This is a genomic window from Rhodococcus sp. NS-SX18 (assembly GCF_057367935.1).
This window is the reverse complement of the sequence record NZ_CM170633.1, coordinates 2358173-2373926: the sequence shown is the minus strand read 5'-3', so window position 1 is coordinate 2373926 and position 15754 is coordinate 2358173. Positions and strand designations below refer to the sequence as shown.

The 15754-nt window shown below is 70.1% G+C and carries 14 protein-coding genes; 7 read left to right on the top strand and 7 right to left on the bottom strand.

The genetic code is table 11. From position 1 onward, the window contains the following. Positions 1-67: 67 nt before the first annotated feature. Complete coding sequence (ppgK, locus tag AC2IPW_RS11070; protein WP_371383022.1) at positions 68-853, top strand: polyphosphate--glucose phosphotransferase; 786 nt, start codon at positions 68-70, stop codon at positions 851-853. A gap of 134 nt (positions 854-987) precedes the next feature. Next, the gene (locus AC2IPW_RS11065) at positions 988-2343 is read left to right on the top strand and encodes an RNA polymerase sigma factor (protein WP_054375093.1); all 1356 of its coding nucleotides are present in this window, start codon (positions 988-990) and stop codon (positions 2341-2343) included. Positions 2344-2351: 8 nt separating this feature from the next. Here AC2IPW_RS11065 and AC2IPW_RS11060 read toward each other — a convergent pair whose 3' ends face one another. From AC2IPW_RS11060 to AC2IPW_RS11050, 3 genes are read right to left on the bottom strand one after another with little or no spacing between them, the layout of a single operon-like run. Continuing rightward, entirely contained in the window at positions 2352-3572 is a 1221-nt protein-coding gene (locus AC2IPW_RS11060) for a cation:proton antiporter (protein WP_486376856.1), read from the bottom strand. Between the two features lie 3 nt (positions 3573-3575). Continuing rightward, the gene (locus AC2IPW_RS11055) at positions 3576-4058 is read right to left on the bottom strand and encodes a cation:proton antiporter regulatory subunit (protein ID WP_003935584.1); all 483 of its coding nucleotides are present in this window, start codon (positions 4056-4058) and stop codon (positions 3576-3578) included. 44 nt (positions 4059-4102) lie between these two features. Next, positions 4103-4447 (bottom strand): DUF952 domain-containing protein, encoded by a 345-nt coding sequence (locus tag AC2IPW_RS11050; protein ID WP_486376855.1) that lies wholly within the window; start codon positions 4445-4447, stop codon positions 4103-4105. 255 nt (positions 4448-4702) lie between these two features. On the opposite strand from AC2IPW_RS11050, the gene AC2IPW_RS11045 reads away from it, so the two are divergent. Next, on the top strand, positions 4703-4903 hold the full coding sequence (locus AC2IPW_RS11045; protein ID WP_003935586.1) for a DUF7455 domain-containing protein: 201 nt from the start codon (positions 4703-4705) through the stop codon (positions 4901-4903). Between the two features lie 103 nt (positions 4904-5006). Here the strand turns inward: AC2IPW_RS11045 and AC2IPW_RS11040 are convergent, their stop codons facing one another. Beyond that, positions 5007-6731 (bottom strand): DEAD/DEAH box helicase, encoded by a 1725-nt coding sequence (locus AC2IPW_RS11040; RefSeq protein ID WP_003935587.1) that lies wholly within the window; start codon positions 6729-6731, stop codon positions 5007-5009. 253 nt (positions 6732-6984) lie between these two features. Here AC2IPW_RS11040 and AC2IPW_RS11035 point away from each other — a divergent pair, with 253 nt between their 5' ends. After that, positions 6985-8160: a YihY/virulence factor BrkB family protein gene (locus tag AC2IPW_RS11035; RefSeq protein ID WP_003935588.1), complete on the top strand. Its 1176-nt coding sequence runs from the start codon at positions 6985-6987 to the stop codon at positions 8158-8160. On the opposite strand, the gene AC2IPW_RS11030 is transcribed toward AC2IPW_RS11035, so the two are convergent. Beyond that, a complete protein-coding gene (locus tag AC2IPW_RS11030) occupies positions 8133-8369 on the bottom strand; it encodes a DUF3039 domain-containing protein (RefSeq protein ID WP_003935590.1) in 237 nt (78 codons plus the stop codon). The genes AC2IPW_RS11035 and AC2IPW_RS11030 overlap by 28 nt on opposite strands. Before the next feature lie 72 nt (positions 8370-8441). On the opposite strand from AC2IPW_RS11030, the gene AC2IPW_RS11025 reads away from it, so the two are divergent. The 3 genes from AC2IPW_RS11025 to AC2IPW_RS11015 all read left to right on the top strand — a co-directional run bounded on the left by AC2IPW_RS11025 (position 8442) and on the right by AC2IPW_RS11015 (position 11478). Further along, positions 8442-8801, top strand: coding sequence for a DUF3099 domain-containing protein (locus AC2IPW_RS11025; RefSeq protein WP_054375097.1), 360 nt, complete (start codon positions 8442-8444; stop codon positions 8799-8801). 51 nt (positions 8802-8852) lie between these two features. After that, positions 8853-10334: a DUF7782 domain-containing protein gene (locus AC2IPW_RS11020; protein WP_486376854.1), complete on the top strand. Its 1482-nt coding sequence runs from the start codon at positions 8853-8855 to the stop codon at positions 10332-10334. Between the two features lie 181 nt (positions 10335-10515). Next, on the top strand, positions 10516-11478 hold the full coding sequence (locus tag AC2IPW_RS11015) for a sigma-70 family RNA polymerase sigma factor (protein WP_003935593.1): 963 nt from the start codon (positions 10516-10518) through the stop codon (positions 11476-11478). Between the two features lie 157 nt (positions 11479-11635). Here AC2IPW_RS11015 and AC2IPW_RS11010 read toward each other — a convergent pair whose 3' ends face one another. Both AC2IPW_RS11010 and AC2IPW_RS11005 read right to left on the bottom strand, forming a co-directional pair. Further along, a complete protein-coding gene (locus tag AC2IPW_RS11010; RefSeq protein WP_416063448.1) occupies positions 11636-14476 on the bottom strand; it encodes a bifunctional acetate--CoA ligase family protein/GNAT family N-acetyltransferase in 2841 nt (946 codons plus the stop codon). Beyond that, positions 14469-15740 (bottom strand): acetoin utilization protein AcuC, encoded by a 1272-nt coding sequence (locus tag AC2IPW_RS11005; RefSeq protein WP_416063447.1) that lies wholly within the window; start codon positions 15738-15740, stop codon positions 14469-14471. Before AC2IPW_RS11005 ends, AC2IPW_RS11010 begins: the two co-directional genes overlap by 8 nt. Between the last annotated feature and the right edge of the window lie 14 nt (positions 15741-15754).

Here is a 15754-nt window from a genome sequence, read left to right as displayed (position 1 = left end):
GCATTAGGGTGACGTCACGACAGCGGTTGCCCGCGGTGACTGTTCCGGTGACGAGAGGGAGCGCGAGATGACGCAGACGACCCAGCCGGCCACGCCGGATCCGGACCTTCTGGGATTCGGTGTCGATGTCGGGGGCAGCGGCATCAAGGGCGGGGTCGTCGACATGTCCACGGGTGTCCTGGTGGGTGAGCGCATCAAGATCCTCACTCCCCAGCCGTCGACTCCACAGGCGGTCGCCGACACGGTCGCCCGGATCGTGGAACAGGCGCAGTGGACCGGACCGGTGGGTGTCACCCTGCCCAGTGTGGTGACCGGCGGGGTGGCGCGCACGGCCGCGAACATCGATCCGGCATGGATCGGCACCGACGCCCGGGCGTTGTTCGCCTCGGTGCTGGGCGACCGTCCGGTCAGTGTGCTGAACGACGCGGATGCCGCCGGTCTCGCCGAGGACCGCTTCGGTGCGGCCAGGGACGCGTCCGGAGTTGTCGTCCTGCTCACCTTCGGAACCGGGATCGGCTCGGCGGTGCTGCACAACGGCGTCCTGTTGCCGAACACCGAGTTCGGGCACATGGAGGTCGACGGGATGGAAGCCGAGCACCGCGCGGCGTCGTCGGTCAAGGAGAACAACGAGTGGTCGTACAAGCGGTGGGCCAAGGAGGTCTCGCTGGTGCTGTCGCGGTTCGAGGCCCTGCTGTGGCCCGACCTGTTCATCGCCGGCGGCGGCATCAGCCGCAAGCACGAGAAGTGGATCCCGTTGCTGACCAACCGCACGCCCGTCGTTCCGGCCGCGTTGCGCAACGCGGCCGGCATCATCGGGGCCGCCTGGGCTGCGAAAACAGGCGTCCACCCCTGAGTCCTGCACATCGCGCGTGACGGCGATCGTTACAATGGTGCACAGCCGGCTGCGAACCGGCCTGATCCCGACAGACCTCTCCGCCGGAACCCCTCTGGCGCGACGCCGCACTACCTCGTCACGAAAGGGCGTACGTGGCAGCCACCGACATCCACACGGCTGATTCCCCCAACGAATCGGCAGCCTCCGCGGACGCCGCGGAATCCGCGACCGGTACCGCACCCGCCACGAAGCGGCCGGCGAAGAAGGCCGCGGCCAAGAAGGCCCCGGCGAAGAAGGCCGCGGCCAAGAAAGCCCCGGCGAAGAAGGCCGCCGCGAAGAAGACCACGGCGAAGAAGGCCGCCGCCAAGAAGGCGGGCAAGCCGGCCGGCGACGAGTTCGAGGGTGAGGAAGCCGCGCTCGAGGACATCGACGTCGCCGAGGCCGATCTCGAAGGTGCCGAGGACGTGGTCGTGGAGGCGGACGCCGACGACGAGCCCAGCGACAAGGACAAGGCGTCGGGCGACTTCGTCTGGGACGAGGAGGAGTCGGAGGCGCTGCGGCAGGCCCGCAAGGACGCCGAGCTGACCGCCTCCGCCGACTCGGTGCGCGCCTACCTCAAGCAGATCGGCAAAGTTGCCCTGCTCAACGCCGAGGAGGAGGTCGAGCTCGCCAAGCGCATCGAGGCCGGCCTGTACGCCACTTACCGGTTGCAGGAATACGCCGACAAGGGCGAGAAGCTGCCGGTCGCGCAGCGCCGCGACCTGAACTGGATCTGCCGCGACGGCAATCGCGCCAAGAACCACCTGCTCGAGGCCAACCTGCGGCTCGTCGTCTCACTCGCCAAGCGCTACACCGGCCGGGGCATGGCATTCCTGGATCTCATCCAGGAGGGCAACCTCGGTCTGATCCGCGCGGTGGAGAAGTTCGACTACACCAAGGGTTACAAGTTCTCCACGTACGCCACCTGGTGGATCCGGCAGGCCATCACCCGCGCCATGGCCGATCAGGCCCGCACCATCCGCATCCCGGTGCACATGGTCGAGGTGATCAACAAGCTCGGCCGCATCCAGCGTGAGCTGCTCCAGGACCTCGGGCGCGAGCCCACTCCGGAGGAGCTGGCCAAGGAGATGGACATCACCCCGGAGAAGGTGCTGGAGATCCAGCAGTACGCCCGGGAGCCGATCTCGCTCGACCAGACCATCGGCGACGAGGGCGACAGCCAGCTCGGCGACTTCATCGAGGACAGTGAGGCCGTGGTGGCGGTGGACGCGGTGTCGTTCACGCTGCTGCAGGATCAGCTGCAGTCGGTACTCGAGACACTGTCCGAACGTGAGGCCGGTGTGGTCCGGCTGCGGTTCGGCCTCACCGACGGTCAGCCCCGGACCCTCGACGAGATCGGGCAGGTCTACGGGGTCACTCGCGAACGGATCCGGCAGATCGAGTCCAAGACCATGTCGAAGCTGCGGCACCCGTCGCGGTCGCAGGTGCTGCGCGACTACCTCGACTGAGGATCGACCTAGAACTCTTCCGCTTCACGGCGATCGGCCGTCGGCTCCGCAGCCGGCGGCCGTTCGCGTAGCCGGGGCACCACGGCGCGGGTCACCGGCTCGACGACGCGCGCCGCCACGGGGCCGAGCACCGCTGTGATCAGGACGTACGCCGAAGCGAGAGCCGCGAGCTCGGCGTCCACGTGACCGGAGGTGACGGCGAGTCCGGCGATGACGATGGAGAACTCACCCCGGGCGATGAGGGCGGCGCCCGCGCGAGCGCGGCCCATGGTGGCGATGCCGTGTTGCCGTGCCGCCCACCAGCCGGTGGCGATCTTCGTCAGCGCTGTGACGACGGCGAGCAGCGCCGCCCATCCCAGTACGGGAGGGATGGCGGTCGGATCGGTGTTGAGGCCGAAGAACACGAAGAAGATCGCCGCGAAGAGGTCCCGCAGCGGCTCGAGGACACGGGCCGCGTTGTGAGCGGTCGATCCGGAGATCGCGATGCCGAGCAGGAACGCGCCGACCGCCGCCGACACCTGCATCGCCGAGCTGACACCGGCGACCAGCAGCGCGGCGCCGAGCAGCTTGAGCAGCAACGTCTCGCTGTCCGGGCTGTCGAGCACCGCAGAGACGTAACGTCCGTAGCGCAGCACCAGCACGAGCACGACCGTGACCAGGCCCAGCGCGATCGCGACGGCCTCGAGCCCACCGATGAGGCTGATCCCCGCGAGCACCGCGGTCAGGATCGGCAGGTACACCGCCATCGCGAGGTCCTCGAAGACGAGGATCGACAACACCACGGGAGTCTCCCGGTTACCCAGACGACCGAGGTCGGTCAGGGTCTTGGCGATGATGCCCGAGGACGAGATGTAGGTGATGCCACCGAGGACGAACGCCGCCGTCGCGCCCCAACCGAGCAGCAGCGCGATCACCACTCCCGGCGCGGCGTTGAGCACGAGATCGAGCAGGCCCGCCGCGCGGGACCGTTTGAGCCCGGTTACGAGTTCGGAGGCCGTGTACTCCAGGCCGAGGAGGAGCAGCAGCAGGACCACGCCGATTTCACTGGCAACGTGACTGAACTCGCTGATGTCACCGAGCTGGATGAACCCGCCGGTGCCGAACGCGAGACCGCCGAGGAGGTAGAACGGGATCGGCGACATGGCGAAACGCGCGGCGACCCGTCCGAGCACCCCGAGGGCGAAGAACACCGCCCCCAGTTCGATCAGGGCGAGCGTGGTCGAGTTCATCGGTCAGCCGTTGCGCAGGATCCTGGCCGCGGCGTCCAGGCCGTCGGCCGTGCCGACGGCGACGAGGATGTCTCCCCCGGTGAGTACGAAATCCGGCCCCGGCGAGGGCGTCACCTGCCCGGCGCGCATCACCGCGACGATGGATACGCCCGTGCGGGTACGCATCGCCGTGTCTCCGAGCACCGCCCCGTCGAAGCGGGAGCTGTCGTGGATGTGCAGCTGCCGGGTGATGATCCCGGGCAGTTCCCGGTGGTCCTCCTGGAGCTGGGCGACGAGTTGCGGCGCACCGAGGAGGTTGCTCAGGGTGGCTGCTTCCTCGACGGTCAGCGGCAGGGAGGCCGCACAGGCATCGGGATCGTCCGCCTTCGAGACGATCAGGTCCGAATGGCCGTCCCGATGCGTGATGACCCCGATCCGACGACCCGACGCCAGCTCGAAGTCTTTGCGCACACCGATTCCGGGAAGCGGCGTCACTTCGACGTTCATGCCGTCAGAGTAGGACTCGCGGCCCCATGGGCGGCGGCGCACCCTCAGGGGTGTCCGAAAAGTCCGTTATCGCCGGGGAGGTAGTCCACCACCGCGGTGACCGCAGCGACCGGTAACGGGCCGTAGAGGTGCGGGAACGTCATCCCCGCAGGATCGTCCGGGACGCCCGGCTCCCACCGCACTTCGTCCGCGAGCCGTGCCGGGTCGATGTGAAGCAGCACCAGATCCGTGCGACCGGCGAACAACCGGTTCGCCGGCAGGTGCACCTGCTCCGGCGTCGACAGGTGTACGAACCCGTGCGTGGCGAGTGAGTCGGGGACCAGCACCCCACTGCGCTGTACCCGCTCCCAGTCGGCTCGCGTGCAGATGTGGACCAGCCGATTCGTCACCGCAGCCCCTCCCGGTGGCCGTTCCGGGCCCGCGACACCGCCGGAGGCTCTGCGCTGTGAGCGAACACCCGCAGCGCCGAAACCGCACGTCGTGGGCATTCGGCGGGTTCGGGGGTGAAACTCGACACGATTTTCGGAGGATTGGAACAACGCGTGAACGGGAATCGTCTGACACAGTAGTTCCACCGCGCCGGCCCGGTGCGGCGGACCAGACCCCAGGCAACCGACGACAGTGGTGGCCAGTTTGGAGGAGTCATGCCCGGAACGTTGACCAGCCCGAAGTTGACCGCCGCAGACCGCTGCGATCGGTGCAGTGCAGCCGCTCGCGTCCGTGCAGTCCTTGCCACCGGTGGCGAGCTGCTCTTCTGCGGCCACCACGCCAAGGAGCACACCGACCGGCTGCGTGAACTCGGCGCCACGATCGTGACCGAGTCCGACGCCGAAGCTGCCGTCTGATCCACCGTTCCGGAGCCGTACGACTCCGAGACCCGAGCCGAAACGGGCGACCACTGAGAGTGGTCGCCCGTTTCGCCGTTCCGGGGGTGTGCCGGCGACGGGTTCACCACTGGCGCAGCAGCGCGATGCGGTCGCCGAGTTGCTCGGCCGTGGCGATCGCGGTCGGCGGACCACCGCACTGCCGCCGCAGCTCCCCGTGGATGACCCCGTGCGGCTTACCGGTCCGGTGGTGGTGCATCGCGACGAGCGAGTTCAGTTCCTTGCGCAGCCGGGCCAGCGAGTCGGCGGTCGCCACCCGCTCGGCCACCTGCGGCGGCGGGGTGGGTGCGGGGGCGGAGGCCGGCTTGTCCAGCTGCTCCTGCTGTCGGCGGCGCAGCAGCGCCCGCATCTGCTCGGCGTCGAGCAGCCCGGGCAGGCCCAGGTAGTCGGCCTCTTCCTCGCTGCCGGAGAACGTCGCCGTGCCGAACGAGGAGCCGTCGTAGATCACCTGGTCGAGTTCGGCGTCCGCGCCGAGTGCGGTGAACGCCTTCTCCTCCTCGCCGGGTTCGTCCTTGGTCCGGTTGGCGTCCGCGAGCAGGTCGTCGTCGAAGCCTTCCTTCACGCGGTGCGGCTTGCCGAGCACGTGGTCCCGCTGCGTCTCGAGCTGGCTCGCCAGGTCGAGGAGCACCGGCACGGACGGCAGGAACACGCTCGCGGTCTCGCCCTTGCGTCGCGACCGCACGAACCGGCCGATGGCCTGGGCGAAGAACAGCGGCGTCGAGGCGCTGGTGGCGTACACGCCCACCGCGAGCCGAGGAACGTCGACACCTTCGGACACCATGCGCACCGCCACCATCCAGCGCTGGGTGCTGGCGTCGAACTCCGAGATGCGCCGCGACGCGGTCGGGTCGTCGGACAGGACCAGGGCGGGAGTCTCGCCGGTGAGCTGCTCGAGGATCTTGGCGTACGCGCGGGCCACCGTCTGGTCGCTGGCGATGACCAGTCCGCCCGCATCGGGCATCCCGCCCTGGCGCAGTTGCTCGAGCCGCGTGTTCGCGGCGGTGAGGACGGCCGGGATCCAGTCGCCGGCCGGATCGAGAGCGGTCCGCCACGCGCGTGCGGTCTGCTCGGCGCTGAGCGGCTCACCGAGGCGCGCCGAGTACTCCTCCCCCGCGTTGTTGCGCCATCGGGCTTCACCGGAGTAGGCGAGGAAGACCACCGGACGCACGACACCGTCGGCGAGGGCATCGGCATAGCCGTACGCGTGGTCGGCCCTGGACTGCATGAAGCCGTCGCCGTTCGGTTCGTACGTCACGAACGGGATGGCGCTGTCGTCGCTGCGGAACGGGGTGCCGGTCAGCGCGAGGCGGCGGGTGGCGTCGCCGAACGCCTCCCGGATTCCCTCACCCCAGCTCTTGGCGTCGCCGCCGTGGTGGATCTCGTCGAGGATCACCAGGGTGCGACGGGCCTCGGTGCGGACGCGGTGTTTGAACGGGTGCGAGGCCACCTGCGCATAGGTCACCACGACCCCGTGGAAGTCGCTCGACGTCTGGCCGGTGGAGTTGGTGAAGTTCGAGTCCAGGGCGATGCCGGAGCGCGCAGCCGAAGCGGCCCACTGGTGCTTGAGGTGCTCGGTGGGGGCGACGACCGTCACCTGGTCGACGGTGCGGTCGCGCAGCAGCTCGCCCGCGACACGAAGCGCGAACGTGGTCTTACCGGCGCCAGGGGTCGCGACGGCGAGAAAGTCCCGCGGGCTCGTCGCGAGGTACTTCGTCAGGGCTCGGCGCTGCCAGGCGCGCAGCTGTCCGGCGGGGGCGGAGGGCGCTGTTCCGACGGTCTCGGTGCTCACCGGCTACTCGTGCTCCTTCTCCGGTCGTGCGGGTGGTCTCGCTCTGCGGCCCGCCGTCGGGCGTACGGAATCCGCCGTGCGGTCGCCGGACGGACGACGGCCGTCGAGCAGCCTATCCCGGTCCGCCGGGCCCGCCCGCATCCGAGCCGCCGGCCGTGACGCGGGCGACAGGAGACGATCATGTCAGAATTCGCGGTGTCGTCGGCCCGCCGCCGAGCACTGCGGCGTGTCGTCAGGAATGCTGGAAGTACCCATGAGCGACACACCTCCTCCAGCCGGATCGACCGCCGCACCGCGCCCGCGGCGGCGGCCGGTGCACCGCGGGCTGCAGGTGCTCGCCCGGACAGCGGTCAAGGCGTGGGACGACTCCATCTTCAGCAAGGCCGCGGCGGCCGCCTTCTGGCAGACGCTGTCGCTGCCCCCGCTCCTGCTCGGCCTGCTGGGCAGTCTCGGCTACGTGGCGGGGTGGTTCGGGCCCGACACGGTGGAGATCATCCAGTCCAAGATCGTCACGTTCAGCCGCACCATGTTCAGCGAGAACGTGGTCGACGACATCATCGGGCCCACGGTCCAGGACGTGCTGCTGCGGGGCCGCGCCGACGTGATGTCCCTCGGATTCCTGCTGTCGCTGTGGGCGGGGTCGTCGGCGATCTCGACGTTCGTCGACTCCATCGACGAGGCACACGACCAGCACGACCACCGTCATCCCGTCTGGCAGCGGTTCTTCGCCCTGCTGCTGTACGTGGTGTTCCTCGTCCTGGCGGTGTTCACGCTGCCGCTCGTCGCGCTCGGGCCGACCATGATCGGACGGGCGCTGCCGGAGGCGTGGTACGACGTCGGGTCCCGGTTGCTGGATACCTTCTACTACCCCGGCGTGGCGCTGCTGCTGCTCGTGGGCCTGACGACGCTGTACAAGGTGGCCCTGCCGCGGTCCCTGCCGTGGCACCGCCTGCTGGGCGGTGCGATCCTGGCGGGCACGTTCTTCATGGCATCGAGCGCGGCTCTGCGCTGGTACCTGCGATGGGTGTCCGGGACCGGATACACGTACGGAGCGCTCGCCACCCCGATCGCGTTCCTGCTGTTCACCTTCTTCCTCGGCTTCGCCGTCGTGCTGGGAGCCGAGTTCAACGCGACAGTGCAGGAATTCTGGCCGGCGCGCGAGACCCGCATCGAACAGGTGCGCCGGTGGCTGGCCGATCGGGCGGCCGCAGCGCCCGCACCGGCCGCGGTGACCGGCCTGACCCGGCGGCTGGGAACGGCACCGATCCCGATCCGGCTACCGGACATCATGCGGCCGGGGCAGCGGGAACCCGAGTCGTGCCCCGTGGACGCGCCGCACCCACCCGCAGCGGAGGACGCCGTCGGCGAACCCGCGCCGGCGACCCCGGACGAGACGGTCGATCAGTCGCCCTTGCGCAGACCCTCGTAGACCTTCTTGCATTCCGGGCACACCGGCGACCCCGGCTTCGGGGAGCGCGTCACCGGGAAGACTTCGCCGCACAGGGCGACGACATGGGTCCCCATGACCGCGCTCTCGGCGATCTTGTCCTTCTTGACGTAGTGGAAGAACTTGGGAGTGTCGTCGTCGGTGGTTTCGTCGGTGGTGGTATCCGGCCGTTCCTTGATGTCGGTGCTCACCGTTACATGATGCCGCACCCCGGGTGCGGATGTGTATGTGCATTCCGCGGACGCGAGTGGGACAGTAGAAGGATGTCGAGAACTCCGGGTTTCCATGGGGGCTACGACGACGGGTCACCCGAGAAACCGGTTCTGATCACCGAGGCGGCGTCGTCGCTGGAGGAGCAGCACCGAGCAAGGGTCCGCAAGTACCTCACGCTCATGTCCTTCCGCATCCCCGCCATGATCCTCGCCGCGCTCGCATACGCGGCGTTCGCCAATCCGTGGCTCTCGGTGGGCATCCTCGCTCTGTCGGTCCCGCTTCCGTGGGTGGCGGTGCTCATCGCCAACGATCGCCCTCCGCGGTCGAAGGACGAGCCCAGCCGCTGGGACGGTCGCGCCGACGACACTACTGCGCTCGAGGGCCCACAGCCGCGCATCATCGAGGGCTGACCCGGTTCCCCGGCCCCGGGCGCGGCAGCAGGGTGCTGCCACAATGCGTGGATGGACCGCGACCTGCTGCTTTCGATCTGTCCCGCGATGCGCACGGCACTCACTCGCGCACGGTTCGACACCGACACGATGCTCGAGCTCCTCGGTCCCGACGCGCACGCCGCGTTGGGACGCGGCGAGCCTGTGCCGGTGCGACGGGCCGCGGCGGGCGGCGGTGATCTCGGCACCCTCGTGCGCCTGTTCCTCGTGTGCGACACGCTTCCCGCCGCCGAGGTGGCCGACGCGCTCGCACCGCTCGACGTGGCGACGGCGATCGCGGCGGGGCTCCTCGAACGCGACGGCGACGGTGTGCGCGCAGCACTGGATCTGCGACCACTCGACGCCGGCACCGGCACCCGCTGGATGCTGTCGGACCTCGACGGGGCGATGCGTCCCCGGCAGACCCGCGAGGATCATGTGCTCGGCGTCGGACACGCCTCGCTGTCGCTGCTGCAGGCCATGCCCACCGACCCGGTCGGTTCGGTACTGGACCTGGGCACCGGCTGCGGCGTGCAGGCCGTGCGCGCGACCGACTTCGCCCGCACCGTCACCGCCACCGACGTCAACGCCCGGGCACTGGCACTGGCTGCCGCCACGGCCGCACTCAACGAGGTCGAGATCGAACTGCTCGAGGGGTCGTGGTTCGAACCGGTGATCGGCCGCCGTTTCGACCGGATCGTGGCGAACCCGCCGTTCGTGGTGAGTACGGGACGGGTCGAGCACACCTACCGGGACTCGGGCCTGGACCTCGACGGCGCGAGCGAACTGATGATCTCGCGCGCTGCCGAGCACCTGAACCCGGGCGGGACCGCTGCGATGCTGGCTTCGTGGGTGCACCTCGAGGACGAGGACTGGCGACGCCGGATCGCGTCCTGGCTTCCCGCCCACGGCGTAGACGCGTGGATCGTGCAGCGCGACGTCGCCGATCCGGCTCTCTACGTCGGCACGTGGCTGCGCGACGGTGATGCCGACCCGCGGGATCCGGCGGTGGCGGCGCGCGCCGAGGACTGGCTCGACCACTTCGCGCGACACAAGGTTCAGGGCATCGGCTTCGGATTCGTCTACCTGCGGCGCACCGACGCGCCGAGCGACGTCCTCGCCGAGGACCTGCGGCACGGTTTCACCGATCCGTTGGGGGCGGAAGCCGTCGCGTACTTCGAGCGACTGGCCTGGCTGCGCGACCACGATGTCCTCGAAGCGCGGTTCGTCGTCCGACCCGACACCGCCCTCGAACGGGTGTACCTCCCCGGAGCGGACGGCTGGCAGCAGGTGGTGACGCGTGTGCACCGCGGTGGGGGCCCGAACTGGCAGCACGAAGTGGACGAGCCGGCGGCAGCGCTGCTCGCCGGGATGCGGGCCGACGGTCTGCCGCTGGCGGAGCTGGTTGCGCTGCTCGCCGTCGCGCACGACGAGGACGAACAGGCGCTGGCCGAACGGGCGGTGGTGCTGGTACAAGCGCTCGTTCGGCACGGGCTCGTCGAGCCGGTCCGGTAGGACGCTCCGGACGGGCCGGAAGTTACCGGCCGGTTCCCTCAGCGGTGTGTTCTCAGCAACTTCTCAGGACCTCGGCGCCGTTTACGCAGGTCAGAGCAGTTCCGGCGATGGAACCCCGGGAACTTTCCCAGGGGTCTTGCGCGTTGAACGCTTCGAGACACCACCGATGAGGAGGCACGTCATGGCACGCCCCGATACCACCGCCCGCGTCGATTCCGACCTCGACAGCCAGAGCCCGGCCGCAGACCTGGTCCGCGTCTATCTGAACGGGATCGGCCGCACGGCCCTGCTGAGCGCTGCGGACGAGGTGGAACTGGCCAAGCGGATCGAGGCCGGCCTGTACGCCCAGCACCTGCTGGAGACCAAGAAGCGGCTCACCGCAGCGAAGAAGCGCGACCTTGCGATCCTGGTACGCGACGGGCAGGCCGCTCGCAGCCACCTGCTCGAGGCGAACCTGCGGCTGGTCGTGTCCCTGGCCAAGCGCTACACCGGTCGTGGCATGCCGCTGCTGGACCTGATCCAGGAGGGCAACCTCGGACTGATCCGCGCCATGGAGAAGTTCGACTATGCCAAGGGCTTCAAGTTCTCGACCTACGCCACCTGGTGGATCCGTCAGGCCATCACCCGCGGCATGGCCGACCAGAGCCGCACGATCCGGCTCCCCGTCCACCTCGTCGAGCAGGTCAACAAGCTGGCCCGGATCAAGCGGGAACTGCACCAGCAGCTCGGCCGGGAGGCCACCGACGACGAACTGTCCGCGGAGTCCGGGATCCCGGTCGAGAAGATCGGTGATCTGCTGGACCACAGCCGCGACCCGGTGAGCCTGGACATGCCGGTCGGCAACGACGAGGAGGCCCCGCTCGGCGACTTCATCGAGGATGCCGAGGCGACGTCCGCGGAGAACGCGGTGATCGCCGGGCTCTTGCACAGCGACGTGCGCAGCGTCCTGGCCACCCTGGACGAGCGCGAGCAGCAGGTGATCCGCCTGCGTTACGGCCTCGACGACGGCCAGCCCCGCACCCTCGACCAGATCGGCAAGCTCTTCGGCCTCTCCCGTGAACGAGTCCGCCAGATCGAGCGGGAGGTCATGGGCAAGCTCCGCGAGGGCGACCGCGCCGAACGCCTCCGCGCCTACGCCAGCTGACCGGGCAGTCGGCCGGACGATCCCCGAGAACCGGGCTGGGTTCTCGGGGATCTCTTTCTCTGTGGTTGTCGGCACAGCCGCGGGACGCCGCGGCCCGTCCAGCACAGCCGCGGGACGCCGCGGCCCCTCGGCACAGCCGCGGGACTCGGCGGCCCGTCTAGCGCAGCCGGCGGGGGCCGAGGTCGAGTGGATGCGGCTCGGGACCGATCCGCAGATGCGCGTCGGTGAGCTCGGCGCCGGTGGGGGACGCGAGGACCGGTTCACACGCGATCTCCCGCACCTCCGGTAGGTCGTCGGCGAGGGCGGAGATGCGCTGGACGAGGTCGACGAGCGCCGCCTTGCTGACCGGCTCGGTGTTGCGGTAGCCGGACAGCAGTGGCGCCGCCTTGGGGGCGTCTATCAACTCGACCGCCTCGTCCTCGGTGACCGGCAGGACCCGAAAGGCGCGATCGCCGAGCAGGTCCGAGATGACTCCGGCCAGCCCGAACGAGATCAGCGACCCGAACGACGGGTCGTCCTGGACCTGCACGACGCATCCGATGCCCTTGGTGGCCATCTTCTGTACGTGCAGCAACGGCTCCCCCGAGACCGCGGCGAGGTCGCGGTAGGCGATCCGCACCGCCTCCGGTCCGAGCAGGTCCAGCCGAACGCCGCTCAGGTCCGGCCTGTGCCGCCAGTGGGCGCCGGTCGCCTTCACCGCGACGGGGAACCCGATCTCCTCCGCGGCGGCGACGGCTTCCTCGGCCGTGGTCACCGCGCGGAACTCGGCAATGTGCACGCCGTAGCACGCGAGCAGGAGTGCGGCCTCGGTGTCCGAGAGCCAGCGTCCGTCCGGCGACGTCGCGAGCCACCCTTCGACAAGGGTGCGGGCCTTCTCTGCGTCGATGCCCGCCGGGCGGACGACCTGCGAGGCGGGACGGCTGCGCCATTTGGCGTACCGCCATGCCCGGGCCAGCGCGAGGGCCGCCCGCTCGGGACCCGGATACGAGGGCACCGACCCCCGTGTGGGATGGCCGTCGGGTCCGCGCACCGCGAGGACGTCGGGCAGGCCTTCGGTGGCGAGGAACGTGGTGAGCACCGGCTTGTCGGTGCCGGCGACGGCGTCGCGCAGGGCCTGCGCGTACGGCTCGACCGTCACGGCGACCGGCGGTACGAACACTGCGATCACCGCGTCGACATCGGCCGACTCGAGTGCGTGGGCGACGGCCGCCGCGAACTGCTGCGGGGACGCCGTCGCCCCCAGATCGACGGGTTCGCCGACGTGCAGACCCTCACTCCGGGCGGCGTCGACGGCGAGCACACCCAGGGCCGTGGAGTTGCCCACCACCGCGACGCGCGGACCGGCCGGTAGCGGCTGATAGCCGAACAACAGGGCCGAATCGAACAACTGGGAGATCGAACCCACCTGCACGACCCCGGCCTGCTCGAACAGGTCCCGCACGATGGTGTCGTCCATCTCCCCCGTGCGGGCGGCCAGGACCGGAGGTACGGCGTGCCGGCCGCTCTTGACGGCGACGATCGGCTTGCTGCGAGCCACGCGCCGGGCGATGCGCGAGAACTTGCGCGGATTGCCGAAGCTCTCGAGGTACAGCAGCACCACCTCGGTGGCCGGGTCGGTGTCCCAGTACTGCAGCAGGTCGTTGCCCGAAAGGTCGGCGCGGTTGCCGGCGGAGACGAACGAGGACAAGCCGACGCCGGTCTTGGCGGCCTCGTCGAGGATGGCGATACCCAGCGCGCCGGACTGACAGAAGAAGCCGACGTTGCCGGCCGCGGGCAGCACGGGCGCGAGGGTCGCGTTGAGTCGGATATCCGGGTCGTTGTTGGCGACACCGAGGGCGTTCGGACCGATCAGCCGCATGCCGTGTGCCCGCGCCGCATGCGCGAGGCGGCGTTCCGCGGCCCGGCCTTCCGGACCGGTCTCGCCGAAGCCGGACGACACGACGAGCAGCGCCTTGACGCCCTTGGCGAGGCAGTCGTCGAGCACCGCGTCGATGGCCTCGGCCGGGACCGCCGCGATCGCGAGGTCGATGTCGTCGGGGATGTCGCGGACGGTCGGATAGGCGCGCACACCGCGCACCGAGCGGTGCTCGGCGTTGACCGGATAGACCGGGCCGGTGAAGCCGCTGCGCAGCATGTTGACCAGGACCGCGTTGCCGACCTTGCGACTGTCGGTGGACGCGCCGATGACGGCGGCGCTGCCCGGGCTGAGCAGGTTGCGGACGCTTCGAGCCTCGGCGGCACGTTCGCGGGCATTGCGGACCGACACCAGCGCCTCGGTGGGGTCGATGGCGAACTCGAGTCGCACCACGCCGCCCTCGAAGCTTCGGCTGACCTGGTATCCGGCCTCGCGGAACACGGTGACCATGTTGCGGTTCTCGGCCAGCACCTCCGCGACAAAGGTGTGGATGCCGTTCTCGGCGGCGGCGCCGGCCAGGTGCTCGAGCAGGATGGGGCCCAGGCCGCGGCCCTGGTGCGCGTCGGCGACGGTGAAGGCGACCTCGGCGGACAGGCCGTCGTCCTCGGGCAGACCCTCGTAGCGGCCGACCGCGATGATCTCCCCGCCGAGCAGGGCGACGAATGCGACCCGGCGGTGGTGGTCGACCACGGTGAAGTTGAACAGGTCCCGTTTCGACATCGTCGGGTAGGGACCGAAGTAGCGAAGGTAGCGAGTGCGCTCGGAGAGTTTGCTGTGGAAGTCCACGAGCAGGTCCGCGTCCTCGGGGACGATCGGCCGCAGGTGCACGGCCTTGCCGTCGGAGGCCAGGACGTCCGCCACCCAGTGCTTGGGGTAGTTCCGCGCGACGGCGAGTGCCCGTTCGCGGGCGGCGTCCTTCTCCGCCTGGGCGCGCGCTGCGGCGTCGGTCTGCGTGCCGGCGGGTGCGTCGCCGTCGGGCGTCTGTCCCGCGCGACCGGGCGGCGTGCCCTCGGGTGGCGTGTTCTCCGGTGCCGTGTTCTCCGGTGCCGTGCTCTCGGGTGCCGTGCTCTCGGATTCAGTCACGCGGGTCCTCCGGGTCCAGGCCGAGCAGCGGGAAGCAGGCCCGACGGGTGGCGACGATGGCCGAGTCGACGCGGCTGAGGGCACGATCGAACGCGGCGACGCCGGTCTCGGGGGTGCCGCCGGGACCGTCCCACGGCAGATACGCCACGTCACCGCCCTCTCCCATCACGGTCGGCAGATCGATCCCCGGCGCCATCGCAGCGACCCGCTCCCGCCATTCGCCGGGGATCGGGGTGGCGGGGTCGATCTCGCGGTCGAGCACGGCGGCGATCAGGTGGGTCCATGATCTCGGCACCACCCGCACCAGTCCGTAGCCACCACCCCCGACGGCGAGCCACCGGCCCTCGCAGTGCCGGTCCGCGAGCTCACGCATGGCCAGGTACGCCGCGCGCTGACCGTCGACGGTCAACGAGAGGTCGGCCAGCGGATCCTCCCGGTGGCTGTCGGCGCCGCACTGGCTGATGATGATCTGCGGCCGGAACGCGGCGACCGCCGCGGGGACGACGGCGTGGAACGCGCGCAGCCACAGGGCGTCGACGGTGCCGGGCAGAACCGGCAGGTTGACCGCGGTGCCCTCGGCGGCGCCGGTACCGATCTCGCTGGACCAGCCGGTGTTCGGCCACAGCGTCGCGGGGTGCTGGTGGATGGAGACGGTGAGCACCCGGGGATCGCCGAGGAACGCGTGTTGCACTCCGTCGCCGTGATGGGCGTCGACATCGAGGTAGGCGATCCGGTCGAAGCCGTGGTCGAGGAGCCAGGAGATCGCGATGGCGGCGTCGTTGTAGACGCAGAATCCGGCGGCCCAGTCGGCCATCGCGTGGTGCATCCCGCCGCCGATGCTCACCGCCCGCCGGGTGCGGCCGGCGGCGATCTCGCGGGCAGCCGCAAGGGTGCCGCCCGCGAGGACGGCGCTCGCCTCGTGCATGCGCGGGAAGATCGGGTTGTCCTCGGTGCCGAGACCGTGCGGTGCCTCCGGTCCGGCGCTCGAGCCGGGTGGCAGGTTGCCGGCGTGCTTGACGGCCTCGACATAGGCGGGGGTGTGGATGCGCAGCAGATCGGCGTCGGTCGCGGCGGGCGGACGCAGGGTCTCCACCCCCTCGAGCAGGCCGAGCCCTCGGGACAACGCCATCGTGAGATCGAGCCGGGTGGGGTTCATCGGATGGGTCGGACCCCACCGGTAGTCGAGGAAGTCCGGACTCCACACCACCACTCGGTCGCCGCTCGGATGTGTCGGATCGCCCGTCGCGGCGGAGGTCGTGGTCATGGCCACAAAGCTAC